Here is an 18,730-nt window from a genome sequence, read left to right as displayed (position 1 = left end):
GCAGAAAGCCGATTATGCCGATACAGATACGCAAGCTCGATTCAAGCCAGGATGGTTTCCAACAATCGCTCGACACCTTGCTGGCGTTCGAGGCGGGCACCGATGCGGCGATTGAAACGTCGGTCGCAAAAATCCTGGCCGACGTGAAAACGCGCGGCGACGCCGCCGTGCTGGAATACACCAACCGTTTCGACCGCATCCCGCATGGCGGCGCGGCGGAAATGGCGGCCTTTGATATTTCGCAAGCCGAACTGCAGGCGGCCCTGAACGGCCTGCCGTCGGCCCAGCGCGAGGCGCTGCAGATCGCCGCGCAGCGCATCCGCGCCTTCCACGAACGCCAGCGCGAAGAACTGCGCGGTTTTAGCTACACCGAGCCCGATGGCACGGTGCTGGGGCAGAAGATCACGCCGCTGGACCGGGTCGGCATCTACGTCCCGGGCGGCAAGGCCGCGTATCCGTCGTCCGTGCTGATGAACGCCATTCCCGCGCACGTGGCGGGCGTGGGCGAGATCATCATGGTGGTGCCGACGCCCGATGGCGTGAAAAACCAGATGGTGCTGGCCGCCGCCGCGATCGCGGGCGTGACGCGCGTGATCACCATCGGCGGCGCGCAAGCCGTCGGCGCGCTGGCCTACGGCACGCAGACGATCGCCGCTGTGGATAAAATCGTCGGCCCCGGCAACGCCTATGTGGCCGCCGCCAAGCGCCGCGTGTTCGGCATCGTCGGCATCGACATGATCGCCGGGCCGTCGGAAATCCTCGTGCTGTGCGACGGCACGACGGACCCGGACTGGGTCGCCATGGACCTGTTTTCGCAGGCCGAGCACGACGAACTGGCGCAGGCCATCCTGCTGTGCCCCGACGCCGCCTACATCGCGCAAGTGGAAGCGAGCATCGCCAGGCTGCTGCCGACGATGCCGCGCCAGGCCACCATCAGCACCTCGCTGGCCGACCGCGGCGCCCTGATCAAGGTGCGCAGCATGGAAGAGGCTTGCGAGATCGCCAATGCCATCGCCGCCGAGCACCTGGAAATCTCGGCGGAGCATCCGCAGCAGTGGGCAGATAAAATCCGCCACGCGGGCGCCATGTTCCTGGGCCGTTTTTCGTCCGAATCGCTGGGCGACTATTGCTGCGGTCCCAATCACGTGCTGCCGACCTCGCGCACGGCGCGCTTTTCGTCGCCGCTGGGCGTGTACGACTTCCAGAAGCGCTCGTCCATCATCCACGTCAGCGAGGCGGGTGCGCAGACCCTGGGCCGCGTCGCCGCCACGCTGGCGTATGGCGAAGGCTTGCAGGCGCACGCGCGCAGCGCCGAACTGCGTCTGAAGCCGCAGCCATGATGGCAACGGCGGAGCGGCCGGACTGGGTCAACCGGGTGTATTGCGAAGACGCGCTGGCGGGGCTGGCGCGTATTCCCGATGGCTCGGTGGACCTGATCCTGACGGACCCGCCGTACAACCTGGGCAAGGATTACGGCAATGCCTCGGACCAGCAGTCGGTGGCCGACTACCTGCGCTGGACGGAGCAGTGGATCGATGCGGCCCTGCCCAAGCTGAAAGCCAACGGCAGCCTGTATATCTTTCTCACCTGGCGCTATTCGCCGGAGATCTTCGTCATGCTGAAACAGCGCATGGCGATGATGAATGAAATCATCTGGGACCGCCGCGTGCCGTCCATGGGCGGCAGCGTGCGCAGCTTTTCATCGGTGCACGATACCATCGGCTTCTTCGTCAAGCGCAAGGATTACTACTTCGACCTCGACGCGGTGCGCATCGCCTACGACGCGGCCACCAAGAAAGCCCGTTCGCGCTCGATCTTCATCGGCGCCAAATGGCTGGAAGTGGGCTACAACCCGAAAGACTTGTGGAGCGTGTCGCGCCTGCACAAGGAACACCCGGAACGGGCCGACCACCCGACCCAGAAGCCGCTCGAAATCATCGAGCGCATGCTCAAGGCCTCGTGCCCGCCCGGCGGCGTGGTGCTCGACCTGTTCATGGGCAGCGGCACCACGGCCCTGGCGGCGAAGCGCTGCGGGCGCGATTTCGTCGGTTTCGAACTGAACCCCGACTATTGCGCCATCATCGAGCAGCGCCTGGCTGCGCTGGCGCAGGAGCTGGCCGCACCGGCCGCGCCGAAGGCGGAAAAGAAGGCGCCGGCCAAGCGCCGTGCCGCCGCGACCAGCGCCGCGCCAAAGGCCGCCAAGGCGGCCAGCAAGAAGCCGGCGGCGGTGAAGAAGCCGGCAACGGCGAAAAAGCCGCCCGCCGTGAAAAAAGCGCCGGTTCGCAAGGCGCGCAGCGCTAGCGTGCCGGAAGACGTCGTCGTTTAGTCTCCATTAAATTTCATCAGGAGTGTTTGCAGCATGTCTTTCCTCGACCAGTTAATCAGCAATACCGTGCGGCCCGACGTGCGTGACATCAACGGCTACCATGTGCCCGATGCCAGCGGCTACATCAAGCTCGATGCGATGGAAAACCCGTATCCGCTGCCGCCGCAGCTGCGCGAGGAACTGGGCGCGCGCCTGGCCGGCGTGGCGCTGAACCGCTATCCGCCGTCGTACGCCAGCCTGAAGGCGGCCATCTGTGCCAAACTGGGCGTGCCGGCCGGCTATGACGTCATGCTGGGCAACGGCTCCGATGAGCTGATCTCCATCCTGGCCATGGCCTGCGCCCGCCAGGAGCCGGGCCAGCGCGCCGTGCTGCTGGCGCCCGTGCCGGCCTTCGTCATGTATGCGCGTTCGGCGCAGTTTGCCGGCATGGACTTCGTCGGCGTGCCCTTGAATGCCGATTTCACGCTGGACATGCCGGCCATGCTGGCGGCGATTGAACAGCACCGCCCGGCGCTGGTCTTCCTCGCCTATCCGAACAACCCGACGGGCAACCTGTTTGCCAGCGCCGACATCGAGCGCATCCTCGCCGCCCTGGGCGACACGGGCATCGCCGTCGTCGACGAGGCGTACGAGCCGTTCGCGCAGCGCAGCTTCATGGGCCGCCTGCCCGAATTCGGGAACCTGGTGGTGATGCGTACCGTGTCGAAACTGGGCCTGGCCGGCATCCGCCTCGGCTACATGTCGGCCGCGCCGGCCCTGCTGGCGCAGTTCGAGAAAGTGCGTCCGCCGTATAACGTGAATGTGCTGACGCAGGCGGCGGCCGAATTCGCGCTCGAGCACCTCGACGTGCTCAATGCGCAGGCGGACTTGCTCAACAGCGCGCGCGACGAACTGGCGCTGCGCCTGGCGGAACTGCCGGGGGTGACGGTCTTTCCCTCGAAGGCGAATTTTCTCTTGATTCGTGTGGCTGATTCCGACGATGTTTATGCAAAACTGCTTTCCCACAGGGTTTTAATTAAAAATATGAGTAAAATGCATGCTGTGCTGGCCAATTGCCTGCGCATCAGCGTCAGCACTCCGGAAGAGAATTCCCTTTTTTACGATGCCTTCAAGGCATCCCTCGTTTAGCCTATCGCCAGAGCCTCCCATGAACCGCACCGCAGAAATCACGCGTAACACCAACGAGACGCAAGTTCGCGTCGCCCTCAACCTGGACGGCACCGGCCAGCAAACGCTGAACACCGGCGTGCCCTTCCTCGACCATATGCTGGACCAGATCGCCCGCCACGGCTTGATCGACCTCGATATCGAAGCGACGGGCGACGTGCATATCGACAACCACCATACGGTGGAAGACGTGGGCATCACCCTGGGCATGGCCGTGGCCAAGGCCATCGGCGACAAGAAGGGCATCCGCCGCTATGGCCACGCCTACGTGCCGCTGGACGAGGCGCTGTCGCGCGTGGTGCTCGATTTCTCGGGCCGCCCTGGCATCGAATACCACATCCCGTTTACGCGCGCCATGATCGCCGGCTTCGACGTCGACCTGACGCTGGAATTTTTCCGCGGCTTCGTCAACCATGCGGGCGTGACATTGCATATCGACAACTTGCGCGGCACGAATGCCCACCACCAGTGCGAAACCGTGTTCAAGGCCTTTGGCCGCGCGCTGCGCATGGCTGCCGAGCTCGACGAGCGGGCGGCCGGCATCATTCCATCGACCAAGGGCAGCCTGTAAGGCGCCGGCTGGATACATTGTAGATTCCGAGATCAAACATGAATAAAATTGTGGTGGTGGATTACGGCATGGGCAATTTGCGCTCGGTGGCGCAAGCGCTGCGTGCCGTCGCGCCGGAAGCCGATGTGCGCATTTCCGGATTGGCGCAAGACATCGACAGCGCCGACCGCATCGTCTTGCCGGGCCAGGGCGCCATGCCGGACTGCATGCGCAGCCTGCGCGAATCGGGCGTATTGGAGGCGCTGCTGCGCGCCGCTGACAGCAAGCCCGTGCTGGGCGTGTGCATCGGCGAGCAGATGCTGTTCGACGGCAGCGAAGAGGGCGATGCGGCCGGCTTGGGCTTGCTGCCAGGCAAAGTCGTGCGTTTCCAGCTCGACGGCCAGGTGCAGGAAGACGGTTCGCGCTTCAAGGTGCCGCAAATGGGCTGGAACCAAGTGCGGCAGACGGCGTCCCATGCCATGTGGGATGGCATTGCCGACAACGCCTATTTTTACTTTGTGCACAGCTATTTTGCTCAACCTCAAGTGGCCGCGCACACGGTCGGCGAGACTGTCTATGGCGCGCCCTTCGCCTGTGCCGTCGCGCGTGATAATATTTTCGCGACACAGTTCCATCCTGAAAAAAGCGCTGCCGCTGGTTTGCAGCTGTACAAGAACTTCGTTCACTGGCAACCTTGACGTTGACTCTCCGGCTTTTTTTCCGCTTCTCACTCACTTTTAAACCACACTGACCATGCTGCTCATTCCCGCCATCGACCTGAAAGACGGTCACTGCGTACGCCTGAAACAAGGTGATATGGAACTTGCCACCGTATTTTCCGAAGACCCCGCTGAAATGGCCCGCCATTGGCTGATGCAAGGCGCGCGGCGGCTGCACCTGGTCGACCTGAACGGCGCCTTTGCCGGCAAGCCGAAGAACGAAGGCGCCGTGAAGGCCATCCTGAAGGCCGTGCAGGATTTCGCACTGGAAAACGACATCGAGGAAATCCCCGTGCAACTGGGCGGCGGCATCCGCGACCTCGACACCATCGAGCGCTACCTGGACGCCGGCATCACCTACATCATCATCGGCACGGCGGCCGTGAAAAGCCCCGGCTTCCTGCACGATGCCTGCGGCGCCTTCCCGGGCCACATCATCGTCGGTCTCGATGCGAAAGATGGCAAAGTGGCAACCGATGGCTGGAGCAAGATGTCGGGCCATGAAGTGATCGACCTGGCCAAGAAATTCGAGGCCTATGGCGTTGAATCGATCATCTACACGGATATCGGCCGCGACGGCATGATGGGCGGCATCAATATCGACGCCACCGTCAAGCTGGCGCAAGCCGTCAAGATTCCCGTCATCGCCTCGGGCGGCCTGCACAATATCGGCGACGTGGAAGCGCTGTGCGCGGTCCAGGCCGAAGGCATCGAAGGCGTGATCTGCGGCCGTTCCATCTATGAAGGCACGATCGACCTGGCGCAGGCGCAGGAACGCGCCGACGAGCTGACCGACGCCGCCAATTAAGCCAGCCCGGCCGGGGCGCGCCTGCGTGCCCCGGCCCGGCGACAATCTGGATACCATCATGCTTGCAAAACGAATCATCCCCTGCCTCGACGTGACCAATGGCCGCGTCGTCAAAGGCGTCAATTTCACGCAATTGCGCGACGCGGGCGACCCGGTCGAGATCGCCCGCCGCTATGACGAGCAGGGCGCCGATGAAATCACCTTCCTCGATATTACCGCCTCGAGCGACAATCGCGGCTTGATCTTCGACATCATCGAAGCGGTGGCCTCGCAAGTGTTCATCCCGTTGACCGTGGGCGGCGGCGTGCGCGTGGTGGAAGACGTGCGCCGCCTGCTCAATGCGGGCGCCGACAAGGTCAGCATCAATACTTCGGCCGTGACGAATCCCCAGCTGGTGTTTGAGGCATCGCAAAAACACGGCTCGCAATGCATCGTCGTGGCCATCGACGCCAAGCAGGTCTCGCCCGGCAAGTGGGAAGTGTTTACCCATGGCGGGCGCAACGCCACGGGCCTGGACGCCTTCGCATGGGCGCGTAAAATGGAAAGCCTGGGCGCCGGTGAAATCTTGCTCACCAGCATGGACCGCGATGGCACCAAGGTGGGCTTCGACCTGGGCCTGACGCGCGGCGTGTCCGATGCGGTCGGCATACCCGTGATCGCCTCGGGCGGCGTGGGCGGCTTGCAGGACCTGGCCGACGGCATCAAGATCGGCAAGGCCGATGCGGTGCTGGCCGCCAGCATCTTCCATTATGGCCAGCATACGGTGCAGGAAGCCAAGCAGTTCATGGCGCGGCAGGGCATCCCCATGCGCCTGGCCTGACGAGGATAGGAATAACATGCAGAACGGAACTATCGTGGCAAGCAATGCAAAGTGGCTGAAAAAGGTCAAGTGGGACGAGCACGGCCTGGTGCCCGTGATCGCGCAGGAAGCGGGCAGCAACGACGTGCTGATGTTCGCCTGGATGAACCGCGACGCGCTGGCGCGCACGGTGGAACTGGGCGAAGCCGTGTACTGGAGCCGTTCGCGCAAGAAACTCTGGCACAAGGGCGAAGAGTCGGGCCACACGCAAAAGGTGCTGGAAATTCGCCTCGACTGCGACGAAGACGTGGTCTTGCTGAAAATCGAGCAGGCCGGCGGCATCGCCTGCCATACGGGCCGCCATTCGTGCTTCTTCCAGAAGTTCGAAGGCGACGAGAAAACAGGCGAGTGGCAAGTCACCGAGCCGGTGCTGAAGGACCCTGAAACGATTTATGCGGAAACCAAGAACAAATGAGTGAAACCTTGAAGCGCCTGGCCGCCGTGATCGAATCACGCAAGCTGGCCAACGGCGGCGATCCCGCCACCTCGTATGTGGCGCGCCTGTTTGCCAAGGGCGATGATGCCATTTTGAAAAAAATCGGCGAGGAAGCGACGGAAACGGTGATGGCCGCCAAGGATGCGCGCCGCGACAACGACCCGTCGAAGGTGCTGTACGAGTGCGCCGACCTGTGGTTCCATTCGCTGGTGATGCTGGCGCAGTTCGACCTGACGCCGCAGCAGGTGCTCGACGAGCTGGCGCGCCGCGAAGGCCTGTCCGGCCTCGAGGAAAAGGCGGCGCGCAAGGACGAGCTGCGCGACGCCGGCGAAGCGGACAAACACTGACTTGACTGGAGCCTGCATGGATAACTGTATTTTCTGCAAGATTGCTGCAAAACAAATTCCTTCGAGCATAGTCTATGAAGACGAGGACTTGCTGGCCTTCAAGGACATCAACCCGGCCGCGCCCGTGCACCTGCTGTTGATCCCGAAGCGCCACGTGGCCAGCCTGTCCGACTGCGACGACAGCCATACGGAAGTGCTGGGCAAGCTGCTGCGCCTGGCGCCGAAGTTAGCTGCCGAGTTCGGCTGCGCCGTCAGCTATGACGCCGATGGCACGCCTGCCGGCGGCTTCAAGACCATGATCAACAGCGGCCCGAACGGCGGGCAAGAGGTATATCACCTGCACATGCACGTGTATGGCGGCCCCCGCCCCTGGCGCGGCCAGCACTGATTTCGCCGTGCGCCGGGTTCGCGTGTATACTAGCCGCATTGGTTGACGCTATTCGGGCACCGTCCCGCAAGGAGAATGTGATGGGTTCATTGAGTATTTGGCACTGGCTGATCGTTCTGGTCATTGTGATGCTGGTCTTCGGCACCAAGAAACTGGGCAATATCGGCGGTGATATCGGCAAGGCCGTCAAAGGCTTCAAGGATGGCGTCAAGGGCGAAGATGATGCGCCGGCAGCCAATACCCCTCCTGCCGCGCCATCGCAAGTGGCCGATAAAAGCACGATCGACGTCGACACGAAAGAGAAAAGCAAGTTCTGATAGCGTGGCGGCGCCCCTGGCCCGCCCGGTAGACGCACTTGTACGCTTATGATCGATCTCGGTCTCTCTAAAATCGCCATCATCGGCGTGGTTGCACTGATAGTCATCGGCCCGGAAAAGCTGCCGAGAGTGGCGCGCATGGCCGGTACCCTGTATGGCCGCGCGCAACGCTACCTGAACCAGGTGAAATCCGAAGTCTCGCGCGAAATCGAGCTGGAAGAGCTGAAGAACCTGCAGAAGGAAGTGCAGGATGCGGCCCATTCCGTCAAGCAAAGCGTGGAGAAATCCATGCATGGCGTGGAAAATTCGATCGCCGGCAACCTGGCCGAGGTGGAAAACGCCTGGCGCGGCGATTCCAGTGCGTATGAGGGGCATCACGATGCCCATGAAGCCATGCTGCGCGCCACCAACGATGACCTGGCCCGCAAGGCGCGCGAATTCCGCCGCAAGAAGCTGGTGCGCAATGCGGCCGTCCCTGGCTGGTACAAGCAGCGCCATGGCGGCAAGATGCACGTGCAGTCGGCCGCCGCCCGCGTGGCGCGCTTCCGTCCGCGCGCCAGTTCCTCCTCCTTTTACTCATGAGTAGCAAATCCCCGGTGGAAGAAACTTTTATCTCGCATCTGGTCGAGCTGCGCAACCGCCTGGTCAAGGCCTCGATCGGCATCGCCGTCGTTTGCGCCGTGCTGTTCTATTGGCCCGGCCCTTCGCATATCTACGATTTTATCGCCGCGCCGATGATCGCCTCGCTGCCGGCCGGCTCGAAAATGATCGCCACCGGCGTCATTTCGCCCTTCCTGGTGCCGATGAAGGTCACCCTGGTGATCGCCTTCATCGTCGCCTTGCCCTGGGTGCTGTACCAGATGTGGGCCTTCATCGCGCCCGGCCTGTACACGCATGAAAAGCGTTTGATCGCGCCGCTGGTCATTTCCTCGTCGCTGCTGTTCATGGCCGGCGTGGCCTTCTGTTATTTCTTTGTGTTTGGCCGCGTGTTCCACTTCATCAGCGACTTTTCGCCATCGTCGATCGCGGTGACCCCGGATATCGAAAACTACCTCGATTTCGTCATGTCGATGTGCCTGGCCTTCGGTGCCACCTTCGAAGTGCCCGTGGTGGTGGTGATCCTCGTGCGCATGGGGCTGGTTTCCATCGCGAAACTCAAGGAAATCCGCCCCTACGTGATCGTCGGCGCCTTCGTCGTCGCCGCCATCGTCACGCCGCCGGACGTGGTCAGCCAGTTCTCGCTGGCCATCCCCATGTGCCTGCTGTTCGAACTGGGCCTGCTGGTGGCGCCCATCTTCGTCAAGGCCACGCAGGCGCCGGAAGAGGCGTCCTAGACGCTCTGCTCTGCTCACAAGCAAAAGCCGCTGATCTCCCCCGGGAGCAGCGGCTTTTGCATTGTGGGCGGGCGCTTACTGCAGCATCAGTTTGCTGAGGATGCCCAGGTTGAGCAGGATCAAGGTGCTCATCATCCAGTACACGTGTTTCATGTCCGCGCCCTGGCGCAAGTCCAGGCGCTCCAGGCGGGCGTCGAATTTTTGCTCCAGCGCATCTATTTTGGTGTCGAGCCTGAGTTCCAGCGCATCGATCTTCATCTCCAGGGCGCCTCCCTTGGTCTCGACGTTCTGCGACACCAGCTTGATTTCCCCCAGCAGAGTGCGCTCCAGCGCCGCCAGTTCGCCATGCACGACGACGGCCGACCCCAGCACCTCGCCCAAGGCCGCCGCATGGGCTTCTGCCTGCTGCGTGGGCACGCCTGCCGAGGCGAGGCGTTTGGCGTAATCGAGGGTGTCGAACTGGATCGGCATATGCATGGACGCTCCTGACTATCACCGTAGCAGAAAAATCGGCAATTGCCAGTGGGGAGTGCGGTGGCGCCTGCCTTCCCGTCAGCTTAATGGGCCTGGATGCCCTTGGTTTGCGGCGGCGCAAACGCATGCAAAAAGGGCGCCGCGGCGCCCTGTGCAAGTGGATGGCGAGCGCCAGTTAATTCATCAACTCCTTGATGACTTTCACGGGCGCGCTGCCATAACTGAGGAATTGCTCATGGAAATCCTTCAGCACGAACTTGCTGCCCAAGGCTTGCTTGCGCTGCTCGCGCAAGTCCATGATTTCGCTGTAGCCGCTGAAATAGCTGGTCAGCTGTACCGAACTCAGCTGCACGCGGCGCCATTTTTCCGTTGCTTCGCGCTTGGTCTGGAAGGCCTGGCGCGTCAGCAGGTCCAGCGCCTGTGCTTCCGTCATGCCCAGCACGTGCACGCTGTAATCGAGGATGGTGTTGGTGACGCTGCGCAAGTTCCACTTCGAATACATCAGCCACATTTCCGGCGCGTTGTTGCCATAGCCCGATTCGAGCATCATGCGCTCGCCATACACGGCCCAGCCTTCGATCATGGCGCCATTGCCGAAGATGGACTTGACCAGCGACGGTGACTTGTTGGCATACACGAGCTGCGTGTAATGGCCGGGGATGGCTTCGTGGATATTCAGGATCTGCAAGATCCAGTGGTTGTATTCGCGCAAGCTGCTTTCCGCCTGTTCCGGCGTTTCGCCATCGAGCGGCGTCACGTTGTAATAGGTGCGGTCCTGCGGACGGTAGGGACCGGGCGCCTCGATGCTGGCGCCGGCCACGCCGCGCTGGTAAGCGGGGGTTTCACGCACGACCAGCAGCTTTTTCGGGTCCATGGTCAGCAGGTTGTGGCTGGTCACCCATTCCTGCAGTTCCGGGATCTGGCGGCGGATTTCCGGCACGAAATCGGCGGCCGCCACGTGCTTGCTGGAGAGCTTGTCGATCACCATGCCGATCTTCGCCGTGCGGTCCGCCGGCTTGGCCGTATTGCCCATGGTTTTTACCCACAGCTCGTCGGACAGGCTGTCCATATGCTCGAGCAGCTTTTCGCGCGCGGCCAGGGCCTTCTGGTACATCTGCTCGGCACTGACGCTGGCCTGTATATCGTAGGCAAACTTTTGCTCATACAACTCCTTGCCGATGCGGAAGGAGCGCGCATTGCCGTTCTGCGCCAGCGCCGCATCCTGCTCGCCCAGCCAGGCGGCGTAGCCTTGCACGGCCGTGCGGGCGGCCGTGACGCGGGTGTTGTACAACTGCTTTTCCGTCGGCGTCAGGATGGAGGCTTGCGCCGCCTTGTTCAGGTCGTCCAGCACGCTGAGCACGCCGGTGCTCTGGGCGATGGCCAGCTGCGTGTGTTCGCGCGTCGGTTGGTGGATGCTGGCGCGCGCGGCCGCATAGTATTGCGGCACGGTGGCGATGCGCTTGAGCAGGGTGCGCAGGCGCTGCGGCTGCGAGGCGTATTCCGTATTGAGGATGAAATCGATGGAGCCGGCCACGTTGTACTGGGCGGGATTCCATTCGAATTCGCGGAAGGTGGTCAGGTACCAGCGGTCCGATTGCAGCTTGTTCATCAGCAGGGCCAGGTCGGTACGTTGCTTGTCCGACATTTTGCTCGCATCGAGCTTGCCGAATTTGCCCAGCCATTCTTCGATGAAGGCGAGCTGCTTCTGGCGGCTGGCGGCATCGGGAATGCTCAGGTTGGCGGCGCCGTCGTATTTGCCAGCAGCAATAGCGCTTTCCGGGTCCAGGCGCCACAGGGCCGTCAGGAACTGGCCGCTCAGGTTATTCATCGCGCGGTCGCGGCTGTTTTCGCCGGCGACGGCGGCGGCCGTGGCGGCCGTGGCCGCTCCGACGACGGCCGCTTTCTGGACGACGGCTTTCTTCTTGCTGCTGCTGCTCGTTGCCTTGCCTTGCTTGTGCGGCTTCTTGGCGGCGCTGGCAGGTGTCAGGGTAAAGGCCATCATCAATGCGGCGAGCGCAACTTTATTTCTTATCAGCATGATTGATCTCTTGATTATTTGGTTATTTGTAAAAATCAGTTAATAATAAACTGATAATATAAGTAACAAACAACTATTGAAAGGTTGGGATTGCTTGCCTGGGCGGCCCAAAGATTAGCATCAATCGCCGCGCTTGCGCAGTTTTTTGCGCGGCGGCCCTGCCTAGACGACGATGGCGCTGCCGCGCAGCAGCTCCTGGTGGCGCGCATTCAGGCTGGCCACGGCATCCTTGCCGCGCGCCATGCCGCTGGCGAGGATTTCCGTCTCTTGCGTATAGCGCTGGTTGACGCGCACCGTATAGGACTGGAACAGCCAGCTCCAGAAGTTTGTTTCATAGACGGCTTCATCCATGTCGCGCCATTTCACGCCCGTCAGTTTCTTTTTCCACGGCAAGATGCCGGCGGCCAGCCACACGCCCGCCTCGTCGTAATACAGCTGTACGCTGCGGATGGTCAGCAGGCGGTAGCCGACGATCAGCGCCGAGCCGATCAGCACCACGAAGGCGGCGCGCGCGTTGTACTTGAAGGCCAGCGGCAGGGCGGCAAAGAACAGCAGCACGGCGATGAGGAAAGTGCTGACGTAGGCGGTCCAGGATTTGCCGCACAAAAAGGTGGCGCGCTGGCCGGCGCTGGTGGCGATATGGTCGGTCATGAAGTGGCATCAAAACAGGGAAAAACGATCATCGCATGGAACGCGGTGGCGCCGCTCATTTTTTCAATCTCATCGCTTCAAGCCCTCCTGCAGCATGCCCAGCATGTCGCCCGCCGACATGCGCGCGGCCGCGTCGCTGCCTTCCAATAAACTGTCGGCCAGGTCGCGCTTGTGCTGGTGCAATTCGACGATGCCTTCCTCGATCGTGTGCTTGGCCACCAGCCGGTAAATGGTGACGGGACGCAATTGCCCCATGCGGTGGGCGCGGTCCGAGGCCTGGTCTTCCACGGCCGGGTTCCACCACGGGTCCATGTGGATCACGTAGTCGGCCGCCGTCAGGTTGATGCCCATGCCGCCCGCCTTCAGGCTGATCAGGAAGACGTCGCCGTCGCCCGCCTGGAAGGCGTCCACGCGGCGCTTGCGCTCCTGCATGGGCGTGCTGCCATCGAGATACTGGTAACTGACGCCATGCTGCTCCAGGTGCTTGCGGATGAGGGTCAAATGGTCGACGAACTGGCTGAAGACGAGCACCTTGTGGCGGTTTTCCAGCAAGCCCGACAGCAGTTCGGCGAAGGCGGCCAGCTTGCTGCTGGCCAGGCCCAGCTCGGGCGCCACCAGCTGCGGATTGCAGCAGGCGCGGCGCAGCTTCATGATCTCGGCCAGGATCTGGATGGCTTTTTTCGAGGCCGGCCCTTCCACCATGGCCAGCTTTTCCAGCGCTTCGCGGCGCAAGGATTCGTACAGCGCCGTTTCCTGCGGCGACAGTTGCACTTCCAGCACGATTTCCGTGCGCGAAGGCAATTCTGACAGCACTTGCGTTTTTGTCCGGCGCAGGATGAACGGCGCGATCAGGCGGCGCAGGCGCAAGCGCGCGCCGGCCGCCGCCCGCTTGTCCTGATCCTTTTCGATCGGTCCGGCAAAGCGCAAATTGAACTGGTCGAGGGTGCCCAGCAAGCCCGGGTTAATAAAACGGAACAGATTCCACAGTTCGCCCAGGTGGTTTTCCAGCGGCGTGCCGCTGGCCACCATGCGGAAATCGCCTTGCAAGGCCATCACGGCTTGCGAGCGCTTGGTGGCGCCATTCTTGATCGCCTGCGCTTCGTCGAGCACGATGGTATGCCAGCGCACGCCGGCAAACAGCGCTGCTTCCTGCTGCAGCAAGCCATAGCTGGCCACCACCACGTCGAACGGCTGCAAGGTGTCGAGCATGTCGGCGCGGTCGCCGCTGCCGAACAGTTTCACCTTCAAGGTCGGCGCGAAACGCTGCGCCTCGCTGATCCAGTTCATGCACACGGACGTGGGGGCGACGACCAAGGTGGGGCCGTTGGGCGCGCGCGCCAGGATCAGCGCCAGCGCCTGCAAGGTTTTTCCTAAGCCCATGTCGTCGGCCAGGCAGGCGCCCACGCCCCAGTGCGCCAAGCGCGCCAGCCACTCGTAGCCGGCCAGCTGGTAGTCGCGCAGGTCGGCCTGCAGGGTGCTGGGCAGCTGCGGCTGATAGTCGTCGAGGGCGCGCAGGCGCAGCAGGTGTTCGCGCCACAGTTTGTCGGCCTGCACGCCGCCCGCATCGTTGGCCAGCTCTTCCAGCGCAAACGCGGCCAGCGGGTGGATGTGCACGCCGTCGGCATGCGCCTCGCCATACGCGGCCAGTTCCGACAGGCGGCGGTGCAGCTCGTCGCTGAGGGCGAGGAACTGGTTGTCGCCCAGGGCCACGAAGCGGCTTTTATTGTTCTGCATCAAATCGAGCAGGGCGCGCAAATCCATCACCTTGTCTTCATCGATCTGCACTTCGCCGCTGGCGGCAAACCAGTCCTTTTCGCTCTTGATGTTCAGGCGCATCTGGCCGCTGTCGATGCGTTTCGACACGCGCATGGTTTCGCCTTCGGGCCACGCCAATACCATGCCAGCGGGATCGAGCGCCTGCAGCTCCACCAGCAATTGCAGGCCCAGCGCGGGCTGGCCCAGCAGCCACTCGCCATGCTCTTCTTCCGCCTCTTCCAGCACCAGGCAGCGTCCGATCAGCTGGCGCTGCGCTTCGCGTTCCGCGTTCAGGTCGCGCCGCGCTTGCACGGCCCGGCCCGCCACGTCGGCAAACACGCTTTCGGCGCCGCTGCCCGGCGCGTAATAGGCGCCGTTGTCGAGCAGGGGGCGGACCAAGATCTGCATTTTCAATCCCTGCTGGTAGGGCAGCAAATGCACGTGCAGGCGGTGGTCGGCCGTGATGACTTCCGCGTCGCCGGCGCCGCCGCCGATGTCCGATTGCACGGTGACCATGGACGAAATGGCGCCGATGGCCTGCATGACTTGCTTTTCCGCATGCAGGGGCACGGACAGGCCCAGGCCCACGATGGCGCCGATGCGCCGGTGCTCGTCGAGGATGTGCACCACGCGCAGGCGCGTCGGCGTTTCGCGCTGCACCACGACATTGCCGCCGTTGTCGGGCAAGGGCGGCTGCATGCCCAGCCACAGCTGCCCCTCGTGCGACTTGATCAGCAGCTCGGGTGCGCCGGCGATCAGTTCCACGCGCGTGTCGGGATGGTCGAGCCAGAACACGAGCGGGTGGCCCACCAGCAGCACGGCAGCCTTGTCGAGCTCGATCTCATAGCGCGGCGCCGATGAATAGTACTGCTTGAACGGCGCGATGCTGCCCGCCGCGCGCGCATCCTGCGGCGTGAGGAAATCGATGTCGCCCGCCTCTTCGGCCAGGCGTTTGAGGCCCATGGCGCGGCCCTTGCTCCAGCCGCCGCGCGCATCGCGTTTCTGCTCGCGCACTTCCACGGCCGTCAAGCCGAAACGCGGGTCGAACGCCACCAGCCACACCAGGCGCGAGACGCCGCCCAGCGCTTCGGCCGGCGCGTTCTGCTGCAGGTTGATCAGGGCGCTCAGCTGGCGCTGCCACGCTTCCTGGCGCTCGAACCACGGCGCCATGTCCGTCAAGCCGTGCTGCGCCCGTTTTGAGGTGGCATAGCGCTCCTGCTGCGGCTCGCCCAGCAAGCCCAGCAAGCCGGCCGCCTGCGCCGCGATCAGGTCGTAGCCGGCCGCGTCCGCTTGCTGCACCAGCAAGCGCAATTGATCCTTGCGTTCGCTCAATTGCGGCAGCGCCAGCCAGTAGTACAGCAAGGCCTGGAACAGCTGCGCCTGCAAGCCCGTTTCCCAGCTGCGCGTGGGGATCGCATCGGCTTGCAGCACGCCGGCGCGCACCATGCGCAGCATGTTCAACTGCTGGTAGACGATGCTGTCGTGGTTGGGCTGCGCGTGCAGCGCGATGTCGAGATAGGTTTCCGCCGTTTTCAGCAGCTTGGCGTCGTTGCCGCGCAGCAGGGCCAGCACATACAGGTGGCCGCCGATGCCCGTAAAGCACAGCTTGCGCTTGCCCGCCTCCTTGCGCAGCCCCTTCAGGGCCGTCTCGAAGCCCGCCACGGCGTGCGCATGTTCGCCGCGCAAGAGGGCGATGCTGCTGTCGACAAACAGCGCCTGCGGCCCCTGCTGGCCCGCCAGGTAGCGCGCGGCCGCGTCGAGTTCACCGCACAGCAGCGCATCCTCGGCCAGGGCCAGCGGCAGGGCGGCGCCGATATGGTCGCCGGCCGCCGCCTGGCGCGCGTGGTGCGCGCGCGCATAGGCGCGGATGGCTTGCGCCGTGGCCGGCTCGCGCGGGGCGTTGCCCAGCAGCACGGCGAGGATGTCATCCTGCAGCTGCGGCATGACGAAAGACAACATTTCCGGCTCGAACGGGCGGCCGAAGATCTCGATCAGCGGATGCAGCTGCTGCGCTTCATAGCAGGCCATGCAGGCGGCCAGGATGGCGGCCACCTGGCGCACCTCATCGTTGCGCAAGAGGGCGATGCGCAGGCGCGCCACGCCCTGGCGGTAGCTGCGCAGCTCCACATAGCCATCCCAGTTGCGCCGCACGGGGTTGATGGTTTCGATGGCCTGGCACAGGTCGCGGAACGCCAGGTGCTCGATGGCGGCGCGCATGGCGGGCCAGCGCAGCCTGGCTTCGCAGGCAAAGCCCCGTCCCACCACCTCGCTGGCCAGCGCCAGACGCGTCAGCCGTTGCAACATATTGGTCACCACCAGCAGGGAAAACGGCGTGCCGTCCGGCTCGACGATATTGGCGCGCTGCAAGTGTTCATACACGGCATGCTTGCCCACCGGTTCGCCCGCGATGGCCAGCAAGGCCAGGATCATCTGTTCGTGCTGTTCCAGGGCGGCGAATTCGTCCAGCAAGCGCTGGTCTGCATGCGGATCGGTCATGCGGGCAAGTTGGCGATATGCACGGGCGGTTCGCCGGCCGCCACGGGCAGGCCGAACACGCGCTGGTAGAAATACAGTTCCGCTTCCAGCGTGCGCACGATGTTTTCCGCCTTGCGGAAGCCGTGGCCCTCGCCTTCGAGCGGTACATACGCGACGGGCACGCCGCGCGCCTGCAGGGCGTCGACCATCTGCTGCGACTGCTGCGGCGGCACCACCTTGTCATCGAGGCCCTGGAAGAAGATCATCGGGCGCGACAGTTTATCCGTGTGGTGGATGGGCGAGCGCTCGCGGTACAGCGCCTCGGCTTGCGGCTGCGGGGCGATCAGGTAGTCGGTGTAGCGCGATTCGAACTTGTGCGAATCGTCGTCCAGGCCTTTCAGGTCGGACACGCCATAGTAGCTGGCGCCGGCCTTGAAGACGTCGTGGAAGGTCAAGGCGCACAGGGTCGTCAGGCCGCCCGCGCTGCCGCCGCGCACGATCAGGCGCTCGGGGTCGGCCAGGCCGCTGGCGGCCAGGTAGCGGGCGCCAGCGATGCAGTCTTCCACGTCGACGATGCCCCATTGCCCGCGCAGCGCGTCGCGGTATTCGCGGCCGAAGCCGCTGCTGCCGCCGTAATTGACGTCCAGCACGCCGATGCCGCGGCTGGTCCAGTACTGCGTCGCCAGTTTCAAGGTATTGCTGGCCATGCTGGTGGGGCCGCCGTGGCTGATGACGATGACGGGTGGCAAGGTTCCCGCAGGCGCCTGTACGTCGTCATTTTTCGGCGGATAAAAGAAGGCGTGGGCCGTGCGGCCATTGCTGCTAGGAAAGCTCAAGCTGCGCGGCACGGACAGGTAGGCCAGCGCGGGCAGGCTTTTGATCGACTGCGCCAGCACTTCCAGTTCGTGGTTGGACAGGTCGATGCGCGCCAGTTCCAGCGCAATCGTGGGGCTGCCGCCCAGCAACGCGACGAAGCCGGGGCCCACGCGCAGTTCGCGGATTTCCTGGTACGGGTGCGGGATCGGCTCGAGCTTGGCCGCCGCCACGTTCAATTGCGCCAGGTAGCTGATGCCGGCCTGGATGTATGTGCAGACGATCTCGTCGTCGGAAAGAAAACCGTACATGCTGGCGCCAAAGGTCCAGTGCGGCGTGGCAAATTCCGCCTCCATCGGGCACAGCGCCTCGATGTCGGCGCCGTGCAGGCGGTACAGGTTCCACCAGCCGCTGCTGTCGGAAACGAAGTGCAGCAAGCCGTTCGGCGACCATTCCGGCTGGCAAATCGACTCGCGCGCGCCGCCGGCGATCAGGCGCGGCGAACCCAGCGTGCCGTCCGCGTGCACGTCGGCCAGCCACAGTTCCGTGCCCTGCCATGGCAGGCGCGGGTGGTCCCAGCTGATCCAGGCCAGCTGGCTGCCGTCCGGCGACAGGCGCGGCGCCGCATAAAAATCGTGGCCGCGCGCCAGCACCGTTTCGCGCCCGTCGAAGCCGACAGCGGCCAGGCTGTTCTCGGGATGCGCGTGGCCGTCATCCGGGTGCTGCTCGCGCACGGCGATCAGGCGGGAACGGGCCGCATCGACGACGAAATCCGCGTGGCGCGTGTTGCCGCCCGTGGTGAACGCTTCGGGCGCGCCGTCGCCGGCCACGCGGTACAGGCGGTTGTCGGCAAAATGCGAGAAATACACGCTCTCGCCGGCCACGGCATACGCGCCGCCGCCGTATTCATGCACGCGGCTGCGCACATTGAACGGTGCCGGCGTCAGTTCATCGACCCGCGCGCCGCGCTGGCGCAGCAGGGTGTTGCGGCCCGCCTCGCTGGCGCGCCCGGCCAGCCAGAACACGTCGCCGCCATCGGCGCCGCCCAGGGCCAGCTGCGTCAGCGGCGAGGCGCCGGCGGCAACCAGCGCGGCGCTGATCGGCGAGGGCCAGGTGCCATGGGGGGCAATCGTGCGGGATGAGGTCGAGGTCATGCGGGCTCCGTGTCGTGGTGGGAAGAGGGGCCTCCAGGCGGCGTCAGGCAGCGCGGTGGCGTGCATCATCATAATGGAAGGACCGGCACAACGAAAGTCGTCGCTGTGCGCGGCAAATG

The 18,730-nt window shown here is 63.8% G+C and carries 18 protein-coding genes; 13 read left to right on the top strand and 5 right to left on the bottom strand.

Annotation, left to right across the window (positions count from 1 at the left end; genetic code table 11):
- The first annotated feature begins 14 nt into the window (after nt 1-14).
- The 13 genes from hisD to tatC all read left to right on the top strand — a co-directional run bounded on the left by hisD (nt 15) and on the right by tatC (nt 9,251).
- Complete coding sequence (gene hisD, locus AC3RCJ_RS00770) at nt 15-1,340, top strand: histidinol dehydrogenase (RefSeq protein ID WP_492962042.1); 1,326 nt, start codon at nt 15-17, stop codon at nt 1,338-1,340.
- Nucleotides 1,340-2,326: a DNA-methyltransferase gene (locus AC3RCJ_RS00765; RefSeq protein ID WP_492962157.1), complete on the top strand. Its 987-nt coding sequence runs from the start codon at nt 1,340-1,342 to the stop codon at nt 2,324-2,326. Before hisD ends, AC3RCJ_RS00765 begins: the two co-directional genes overlap by 1 nt.
- A 33-nt stretch (nt 2,327-2,359) precedes the next feature.
- On the top strand, nt 2,360-3,454 hold the full coding sequence (gene hisC, locus AC3RCJ_RS00760; RefSeq protein ID WP_492962044.1) for a histidinol-phosphate transaminase: 1,095 nt from the start codon (nt 2,360-2,362) through the stop codon (nt 3,452-3,454).
- A gap of 19 nt (nt 3,455-3,473) precedes the next feature.
- Entirely contained in the window at nt 3,474-4,064 is a 591-nt protein-coding gene (gene hisB, locus AC3RCJ_RS00755; RefSeq protein WP_492962046.1) for an imidazoleglycerol-phosphate dehydratase HisB, read from the top strand.
- 38 nt (nt 4,065-4,102) lie between these two features.
- On the top strand, nt 4,103-4,741 hold the full coding sequence (hisH, locus tag AC3RCJ_RS00750; protein ID WP_492962048.1) for an imidazole glycerol phosphate synthase subunit HisH: 639 nt from the start codon (nt 4,103-4,105) through the stop codon (nt 4,739-4,741).
- Between the two features lie 55 nt (nt 4,742-4,796).
- Entirely contained in the window at nt 4,797-5,570 is a 774-nt protein-coding gene (gene hisA / locus AC3RCJ_RS00745; RefSeq protein ID WP_492962050.1) for a 1-(5-phosphoribosyl)-5-[(5-phosphoribosylamino)methylideneamino]imidazole-4-carboxamide isomerase, read from the top strand.
- A 58-nt stretch (nt 5,571-5,628) separates the two neighbouring features.
- The gene (gene hisF, locus AC3RCJ_RS00740) at nt 5,629-6,390 is read left to right on the top strand and encodes an imidazole glycerol phosphate synthase subunit HisF (RefSeq protein ID WP_492962052.1); all 762 of its coding nucleotides are present in this window, start codon (nt 5,629-5,631) and stop codon (nt 6,388-6,390) included.
- Nucleotides 6,391-6,424: 34 nt separating this feature from the next.
- The gene (gene hisI, locus AC3RCJ_RS00735; RefSeq protein ID WP_492962159.1) at nt 6,425-6,844 is read left to right on the top strand and encodes a phosphoribosyl-AMP cyclohydrolase; all 420 of its coding nucleotides are present in this window, start codon (nt 6,425-6,427) and stop codon (nt 6,842-6,844) included.
- Nucleotides 6,841-7,212 carry a phosphoribosyl-ATP diphosphatase gene (locus AC3RCJ_RS00730; RefSeq protein ID WP_076569447.1) on the top strand — a complete coding sequence of 124 codons (372 nt, stop codon included), beginning with the start codon at nt 6,841-6,843 and terminating at the stop codon, nt 7,210-7,212. Before hisI ends, AC3RCJ_RS00730 begins: the two co-directional genes overlap by 4 nt.
- Nucleotides 7,213-7,228: 16 nt before the next feature.
- On the top strand, nt 7,229-7,600 hold the full coding sequence (locus tag AC3RCJ_RS00725; RefSeq protein ID WP_492962054.1) for a histidine triad nucleotide-binding protein: 372 nt from the start codon (nt 7,229-7,231) through the stop codon (nt 7,598-7,600).
- Between the two features lie 80 nt (nt 7,601-7,680).
- Entirely contained in the window at nt 7,681-7,917 is a 237-nt protein-coding gene (gene tatA / locus AC3RCJ_RS00720) for a Sec-independent protein translocase subunit TatA (protein ID WP_492962055.1), read from the top strand.
- A 48-nt stretch (nt 7,918-7,965) separates the two neighbouring features.
- On the top strand, nt 7,966-8,499 hold the full coding sequence (gene tatB, locus AC3RCJ_RS00715) for a Sec-independent protein translocase protein TatB (protein WP_492962056.1): 534 nt from the start codon (nt 7,966-7,968) through the stop codon (nt 8,497-8,499).
- Nucleotides 8,496-9,251, top strand: a complete 756-nt coding sequence (gene tatC / locus AC3RCJ_RS00710; RefSeq protein WP_492962058.1) for a twin-arginine translocase subunit TatC — start codon at nt 8,496-8,498, stop codon at nt 9,249-9,251. Before tatB ends, tatC begins: the two co-directional genes overlap by 4 nt.
- Before the next feature lie 75 nt (nt 9,252-9,326).
- On the opposite strand, the gene AC3RCJ_RS00705 is transcribed toward tatC, so the two are convergent.
- The 5 genes from AC3RCJ_RS00705 to AC3RCJ_RS00685 form a co-directional block, all read right to left on the bottom strand.
- The gene (locus AC3RCJ_RS00705; RefSeq protein WP_492962060.1) at nt 9,327-9,728 is read right to left on the bottom strand and encodes a hypothetical protein; all 402 of its coding nucleotides are present in this window, start codon (nt 9,726-9,728) and stop codon (nt 9,327-9,329) included.
- 172 nt (nt 9,729-9,900) lie between these two features.
- Entirely contained in the window at nt 9,901-11,760 is a 1,860-nt protein-coding gene (locus AC3RCJ_RS00700) for a DUF885 domain-containing protein (protein WP_492962161.1), read from the bottom strand.
- A gap of 165 nt (nt 11,761-11,925) precedes the next feature.
- A complete protein-coding gene (locus AC3RCJ_RS00695) occupies nt 11,926-12,414 on the bottom strand; it encodes a hypothetical protein (RefSeq protein ID WP_492962062.1) in 489 nt (162 codons plus the stop codon).
- Between the two features lie 69 nt (nt 12,415-12,483).
- Complete coding sequence (locus tag AC3RCJ_RS00690) at nt 12,484-16,665, bottom strand: DEAD/DEAH box helicase (RefSeq protein WP_492962064.1); 4,182 nt, start codon at nt 16,663-16,665, stop codon at nt 12,484-12,486.
- Nucleotides 16,662-18,611 (bottom strand): dipeptidyl-peptidase 5, encoded by a 1,950-nt coding sequence (locus tag AC3RCJ_RS00685; protein ID WP_492962066.1) that lies wholly within the window; start codon nt 18,609-18,611, stop codon nt 16,662-16,664. Before AC3RCJ_RS00685 ends, AC3RCJ_RS00690 begins: the two co-directional genes overlap by 4 nt.
- Between the last annotated feature and the right edge of the window lie 119 nt (nt 18,612-18,730).

Source organism: Janthinobacterium sp. GW822-FHT07H11, from assembly GCF_058798615.1.
This window is presented reverse-complemented; position numbering and strand designations above follow the sequence as displayed.